This window comes from uncultured Olsenella sp. (assembly GCF_959602185.1).
GTDB classification, from domain to species: Bacteria; Actinomycetota; Coriobacteriia; order Coriobacteriales; family Atopobiaceae; genus Olsenella_I; species Olsenella_I phocaeensis.
The window spans coordinates 148546-155758 of record NZ_CAUGRZ010000006.1 but is presented as its reverse complement, the minus strand read 5'-3'; the positions used below and the strand labels follow the sequence as shown (position 1 = coordinate 155758).

Below are 7213 nucleotides of genomic sequence, written 5' to 3'. Positions count from 1 at the left end.
GGGGGGGGGTGGGGGGTGGGGGTGGGGGTTGGGGCGCTCGGTCACCTCGAGCGAGAGCTGGATGGTGTCATCGTCCGTCGCCACGGCATCCTTGCCCGACGCCCACTGCGTGCCGTTCCACACGAACGAGAAGACCTTCGAGGTCCCCTCGTCGGTGGTGGCGCGTGCCGCGAAATGGCCGCCGACCGTGCCCACGATGGTCAACGTCTTGCCCGTTTCGGCATTCGCGGAGACCTTGAGCCCGGGGACGACGAGCCTCATCCAGCTGGGGCTGTTCTCGCCCGCGTCACCGGCGGCGTCGACGACGGCCTCGAGCTTGTCATAGGTCGTGATCTGGTCGGGGTCGCTCAGGACGAAGGAGACGGTGACGGTCTTGCCGTCGACCCTGACGTCACCCACCTTGAAGCCGGGGCCAAACGCCTCGGTCGTGACCTGAGATGGATCGAGGGACGCGGGGAGCTCGATGTCGTCGGGGACGGTGAAGCTGGCGCTGAAGCCGAAGTCCCTGACGTCCAGCTTGATGTTCTCGTGGCTGACGCCGGGGTAGCGGGCCTCGATGGCGGCCATCTGCGCCTTGACGGGAGCGACGTCAATCGCCCCGGTCAGGTCGAAGCTGGAGCCCTTCTCGGCCCTTATGACCGCGTCGTGCTCGGTGTCGCCGGCGACGAGCATGTCACCCTCGAGACCGCCCTCGATGGGCGAGGTGGTGGCGAGGGTCAGCTGGATGGTGGGATCGCTTGCGGACAGGATGGCATCACGCCCCTCGTCTGTCTGCTCGCCGTTCCACGTGAAGGCGAAGACCTTGGTCTTCCCACCCTCGGAGGTCGCCTTCGAGTGGAAGGTCCCCGTGACCGTGCCCGTGACGCTCAGGCGGGTACCCGCCGCGACGTCATCCGAGACCCGCGTGGGAACCGTGAGCCTCATCGTGTCGGAGACTGCGGAGACGGCATCCTTCAGCTGCTGGTAGTTCGCGATTCCGGACTTGAGGTCCATGGTGACGGTGACCTTGTTGCCCTCCGTCGTGACGTCCGACACGGCAAAGGTGTCGGAGAAGCCCTCGACCGTGACGTCCCTCTTCCCAAGCCCGACTTTGGGGCTCACACCCTCGGGAAGCGTGAGCGTGGCCACGAAGCCCGAGCTGAGGTCCGAGAGCGCGATGGACTTGAAGCGGTCGGGGGTGGTGCCAAACTGGCCCTCGATGGCCTCCATCTGGCTCTTGACGCTCGTCACCCCCACGACGCCCGTGAGGTTCACCTCCTCGCCTTGCAGGACCTCGTGCACTGCCTCGTGCTCCGTGTCACCGTCCGCCTCGAGGTCTGCGGGCAGTCCGATGGTGGAGGGGACCACGGAGACCATGGTCTGGCGGACGTCGTCGCCGCGGGGGTCCCTGCCGGCCTCCAGCTGCTGGGAGGTCCAGTCGAAGACGAAGCGCTTAGTCTCGCTCCCCTTCTTGGCGACGGCGAAGAAGTTACCGCTCACGTCGCCGGTCGCGGCGAACTCGACGCCGTTCTGGACGCCGTCGGCCAGCGTGAGGCCAGAGATGGTCGCCGTGATGAAGTTCGAGTCGTCGATGCCGGTGGCACGCCCAGCGGCCAGTCCGGTGCCTTCCACGGCATCCTTCAGCAGCTGGTAGTTGGTGAAGCCGTCGTTGAGCCTGAAGGTGACGGTCACCTCCTGCCCGGAGGCGGTGACGGAGTCGAGCCTGAAGAGGTCGCCCATGCCCGCGACCTGCACCTGGGGATCCGCAGGGACCCTCACCTCGTCAGGAAGCGTGATCTTAGCCGTGAACGTCGACGCGGCACCAGAGAGCGCGATGTCCGAGAAGTGCTCGGGACCCTCCCCGAAGCTCTTCTCGATAGAGCGCATCTGGTCTTTGATCGCAGTGGTGTCGATGGCCCCCGTCAGGCTGAACTCCTTGCCCGCCTCGACGAACTTGATCTCGTTGGACACGTCCTTGGAGTCCCCCCACATGTCGGCATCGAGCGCGCCGCTCGCCTGGATGGTGGGGACGGAGGGGTCGTCCTTCCACTTGAGGTAGTACGTGACGTCGCCCTTGACCGTGGTTCCGGAGTCAAGGGCCGCAACGTCGGAGCCCTGGGGGTCGTCGTACCAATAACTGTATTCGTGGCCATAAACGTAGCCGAGAAACGTGAGATCCTTTGTCTCGTGCTCAAGCAGGAAACCCGCGCGGGACGCCATGCCCTCGAAGCCCGCTGTGTCCTTGCTCGGCGTCGCGATGCCAGCGGTGCTGGCGTCGACGGAGCCGTCAAGGGACTTCAGGAGGTCGCCCAGCTTCTGGTTGTCCGAGACCTTGGCCTGCCTTTTGACGGTCGCGACCTCTCCCCCGTTGGCCTCGGTGGAGATGGAGAACACGTCCGTCTTGGTCTTGAACACGCTGTCATCGGAAAAAGTTCCCCCGTTGGCAGAGAAGCGGACCGTCGCAAGCTGGTCCTCCCACTGCGCATAGAGATCTACGGAGCTCTTGTCGGTGGGAAGCGTGAGGACGTCGCCAGAGGCATGCTCCTCTCCCCTGCCGTCGGCGCTGGTGTTCCAGCCCTTGAAGATCTTGCCCGGCTGGGAGAAGGCGCCGTTCGCGGCGATGGCAGCATCGATCGACGCTACGGTCGCACTGCGGTCGGGCCTGTTCGCAGAGACGGTATAGGTGGCGTCATCGGCAAGGTTGCTGTGGTAGACGATGCCATAGCTGGCGGAGTCGCTCGACCACTTGGCATAGACGACCAGGGGCGCATTGACCGTGACGGAGCTGTCGTACGCGCGTTCCACACCGTCCGCATCCCTGTAGAACCAACCCTCGAAGTGATAGCCAAGTGCCGTGGGGTCGCCTGGGACCTGCGCGCTGCCGGCTGCGGGCGTGGCGTCGGCGAGCGCGTAGCCGCGCATGGCGACGGCAGCCTTGTCCGCGACCGTTCCGTCACTGAATCTCGCCCCGACCGCCTGGGCGGCGTCCGGGGCATTGAGCCTGAAGGTAACGCTCTCGGCGGGGACCCACACGTGCTTCTGTCCGTCGGACGAGGCGTTGGCCACGGGGTAGCTGTAGCTTGTACCGTTCGAGTTAAGAGGCGAAAGCGCGCTCGTGCTTGCGTCGGCCAGCGTGAAGAGCATGAGCCTCTCGTTGCCGTTGTCCGTGCCGTTGGTTGGAACGGTGCTGCCACTGCCGGAGTTGTAGTCCGGGGCATACTTCACGAGGTGGGAGCCACCGAGCACGACGTAGTTCGTGCCCGTCTGGCCCGCGCCCGTGTCTGCGTTCTTCGCCGCAGGCGACTCGACGAGCGAGCTGCCGTCGAACTCGATGTAGCCGTTGCCCTGCGCGCCGAAGAGCGCGCCGGAGTTCTTGCCGTTGCCCTTGAGTGTCGAGTTGTCGAAGACCACTTTTCCGGTGTTGACGTTGAGCCCACCTGTGCCGCCGTTGTTGAGCTCGATGGTGGAATTGGTCACGGTGACCGTCGTGCTCGCGTTGCCGCCGATCGAGATGCCGGCCGTCGACCCGGTGTTGGAGGTGATGTGCGAGTTCACGATGTCGCAGGACGACTGGATGGTCATGCCCGTGGGATAGCGCCAGGAACTCCCTTTGTTGATCGTCAGTTCGGAGTCGCTCATGTTGAGCTGGTTCATGTAGTAGGTCTGGCCGAAGCCCGCCACGGTGAGCGAGGCGTTCTTGAGGTTGAGGTCACGAGCGTCGAACCAGGTGCGCGTCTGGGAGTTCACGCTCACGGTGCAGTTCTCGAAGGTGATGCCCGACTCGTAGAAGTTGGTGTCGCACTTGTCGTCGGCCGTGATGGTGAGGCTGTCCTTGCCACCGCTGCCCCTGACCGTTCCGCCCAGGGCGATGCCACGGGTGCCGTTCCCGCCGGCGTTGTCCTTGAACACGTAGCTGCCGTCGGTGATGGTCGAACCCGCCCTGGCGGTCAGTGCCGTGCCAAAGCCGGACATGGTCAGCGTGGCGCCATCCAGGCACCTGAGGGTCGATCCGCTCGCAAGCGTGATGCCATCCGCGCCGGTGCCCTCCATGGTGGTGACGCCGGCGACGACCAGGGTCACACCTGCGGGGATGGTGGCCGCAGCGGGCGCAGAGAAGCTGCCCTTGATCTTGATGGTCGTTATCGCCGGGTTTGCCGCTTGGAGCTCCAGCGCCTTGCCAAGGGACTTGAGGGGAGCTGTGCTCGACCCATCGTCGGCGTCGCTTCCGGTGCTGCCGTCGACCCAGAGCTCCACCGTCTCTGTCGGGGCGGACGCGGGCGGTGCCGCGGCGAGGGCGGGTGCTTCGGCGGCCGTCGCTTCAGCAGAAGCGGAGGGACTCGCCTCCTCGTCAGCAGGAGCGGCGTCGGCAGCCTCGACGCCTTCGGCGCCAGCGTCTCCCGATGTTGCTGACGCTGCCGTCCCGTCAGGAACGTCCTGCCCGTCGGACACAGGCTCAGAGGTCGATGCGGCGGCGGCGCCCGATGCCGGTTCGGCATAGCCCGGGACCGCGGGGAATCCCTGCAGTGCCAAGGCGAGCGTGAGCGCGGTGACGAGGGACCGCCTTCCCAGGCCCAGCTCCCGAGAGCTCCTTGTGGACATTCTCACTCCTTTGCTTTTATATACTAAATTTCATACAGAGTAATTTTATCTCCACCGGATGGAACAGAGGGACCCGGCGGCAAAAAACTCGTACGAAACCCAAGGGGGGTCCGTCCGACAAGGCCGCAAGCCCGACCGAACGCAGGCAGGCCAATCGGGCGGGGAGGGACGGCAACGAAGCCACTGCCACCCGAAGGAACGCTGTCGTAGGCCGGGCAACCTGCAAACCGGCTGCGGCAGGCACCTACCTGAGGTCAAATATCGAGCGCACGTGGGACATCACGCGGGTCATGGTGGCTCCAGGCACGACGCCGAGCAGCTCGTATCCACGGCGCTCGAGGTCAAGGCAACGCAGGGCCTCCACCTGAACGTAACCCCGTACCAGCCCCGTGCTCAACGGGACGTGCAAGGGATAGCCGTTGTTCGTACTAGTGACTGGCGCAACCACAACCAGGCTCGACCTGCAGTTGAAGCCATAGGTGCTCAGAACCACGGCAGGCCTGGACTTCGCAGGCTCATGTCCCACTGCCGGGGTGAAGCTCACCTCGACGAGGTCGCCCTGCTCGAGCGGCATCACTCCACCACCTCCGCCCCGACGTCATCCCCCCAGTCGGGCTCTGGGCTCGGCTCACTTCCTTCGTAGCCCCTAAAGAGGCTCTCTATGCTCTGATAGGGGGCGTCACCGTACGAACGGTGGGGACCAAGGGGTCTGAGGGTGATGAATGGTCCCTCCTCATCCGACCCACCGACGGCGTCAAGCGTCGCTCCGACATCGACCCCAAGCAGGTCGCACATCGGCTTGGGTATGCGCACCGCCCGTGAGCCGCCCCAACGACCGAGCTTCGTAGTGCCTTCCATCGTGGCGACGGCATTCATCCTTCCACCCCCTGATATGGATATTCTTCTACATATCATACCCAACGTCCAGCAGCCAAAACAAGGCGAGAGGCCCGCCGGCTTCGTGCCGGGGACCTCTCGCCCAAAGTCGCATGGCCTCGACCGAGACGAGGTTGGCTCGTCGCGGGCGCCGCCTCTTACGAGCGGAAGTTCATGTCTGAGTTTGAGTCCTTCAGCATGACGTCGTGCGCGCCGCCCTCGACCAGCGAGGTGGCCGAGACCAGGGTGATCTTGGCCTTGTCGCGCAGCTCGGGAAGGTTGAGAGCCCCGCAGTTGCACATGGTGGAGCGCACCTTGGTGAGGGAGTTCTCGACGTTGTCCTTGAGCGGGCCCGCGTAGGGGACGTAGGAGTCGACGCCCTCGACGAACGAGAGGGCCTTCTTCTCTCCCCCGAGGTCATAGCGAGCCCAGTTGCGGGCGCGGGCAGACCCCTCGCCCCAGTACTCCTTGACGTAGGAGCCGTTGACGTTGAGCCTGCGCGTGGGCGACTCGTCGAAGCGGGCGAAGTAACGGCCCAGCATCAGGAAGTCGGCACCCATGGCCAGGGCAAGCGTCATGTGGTAGTCGTACACGATGCCGCCGTCGGAGCACACGGGCACGTAGACGCCCGTCTCCTCGAAGTACTCGTCGCGGGCGCGGCAGACGTCGATGAGCGCGGAGGCCTGGCCACGGCCGATGCCCTTCTGCTCGCGGGTGATGCAGATCGAGCCGCCGCCGATGCCCACTTTGACGAAGTCAGCCCCACAGTCCGCCAGGTAGCGGAAGCCCTCGGCGTCGACCACGTTGCCCGCGCCGACCTTGACGGAGTCGCCGTAATGCTCGCGCACCCAGTCCAGGGCCAGCTTCTGCCACTCGGAGTAGCCCTCGGAGGAGTCGATGCAGAGCACGTCGGCACCGGCCTCCACCAACAGGGGTACGCGGGTCGCGTAGTCGCGGGTGTTGATGCCGGCGCCCACGATATAGCGCTTGTGTTCGTCGAGGAGCTCGTCGGGGCGCGACTTGTGGGAGTCGTAGTCCTTGCGGAAGACGAGGGACGAGAGGTTCCCGTCCTTGTCCACGATGGGAAGGGTGTTGACCTTGTTGTCCCAGATGATGTCGTTGCAGACCTTGAGGGGCACCGTGGTGTCCGCCGTCACGCACTCGGCGGCGGGGGTCATGAACTCGCTGACGAGCTTGCCGCGGTCGTCGCGCGACACGCGGTAGTCGCGGCTGGTCACGATGCCGCAGAACCTGCCATGGGGGCTGCCGTCCTCGGTCACGGGCATGGTGGTGTGGCCCGTGCGGTCGCGGAGCTCGAGCACGTCGGCCAGGGTCATGTCGGGCGTGAGCGTGGAGTCGGACACGACGAAGCCGGCCTTGTAGGTCTTGACCTCGCGGACCATGGCGGCCTCGTCCTCGGGGGTCTGCGAGCCGTAGATGAACGAGATGCCGCCCTGCTGGGCGAGTGCGACGGCCAGGCGCGGGCCGGAGACGGCCTGCATGATGGCCGAGACCATGGGGATGTTCATCTTGATGGCAGGCTCCTCGCCGCACCTGAACTTGACGAGGGGCGTCTCGAGCGAGACGTTCGCCGGGACGTTCTCGTGGGAGGAGTAGCCGGGAACCAGAAGATACTCGGAGAAGGTGTGGGACTCTCCCTCGAAGAACGTTGCCATGCAGCTCCCCTTTCTTCGCGATGCGCCACGACCTGGGCCGTGGCGCATCTTGCAGACTAAGTTGTGGTCGATTCTAGCATCCG

General features: G+C 65.2%; 4 protein-coding genes. All 4 read right to left on the bottom strand.

From position 1 onward, the window contains the following. The coding region (locus Q5923_RS06005; RefSeq protein ID WP_303132800.1) for an InlB B-repeat-containing protein at positions 1-4578 on the bottom strand (4578 nt) is incomplete at its 3' end. 244 nt (positions 4579-4822) lie between these two features. Then, entirely contained in the window at positions 4823-5152 is a 330-nt protein-coding gene (locus Q5923_RS06000) for a type II toxin-antitoxin system PemK/MazF family toxin (protein WP_303132798.1), read from the bottom strand. Continuing rightward, positions 5152-5454: a hypothetical protein gene (locus Q5923_RS05995; RefSeq protein ID WP_009279392.1), complete on the bottom strand. Its 303-nt coding sequence runs from the start codon at positions 5452-5454 to the stop codon at positions 5152-5154. The genes Q5923_RS06000 and Q5923_RS05995 overlap by 1 nt, the downstream gene beginning before the upstream one ends. 158 nt (positions 5455-5612) lie before the next feature. After that, positions 5613-7130 (bottom strand): IMP dehydrogenase, encoded by a 1518-nt coding sequence (locus tag Q5923_RS05990; protein ID WP_303132796.1) that lies wholly within the window; start codon positions 7128-7130, stop codon positions 5613-5615. Positions 7131-7213 lie beyond the last annotated feature (83 nt).

Bases quoted from the DNA above. Each gene is read 5' to 3' on its own strand.
- Q5923_RS05995 (WP_009279392.1), bottom strand. From the start codon at position 5,454: ATGAATGCCGTCGCCACGATGGAAGGCACTACGAAGCTCGGTCGTTGG.
- Q5923_RS06000 (WP_303132798.1), bottom strand. From the start codon at position 5,152: ATGCCGCTCGAGCAGGGCGACCTCGTCGAGGTGAGCTTCACCCCGGCA.
- Q5923_RS05990 (WP_303132796.1), bottom strand. From the start codon at position 7,130: ATGGCAACGTTCTTCGAGGGAGAGTCCCACACCTTCTCCGAGTATCTT.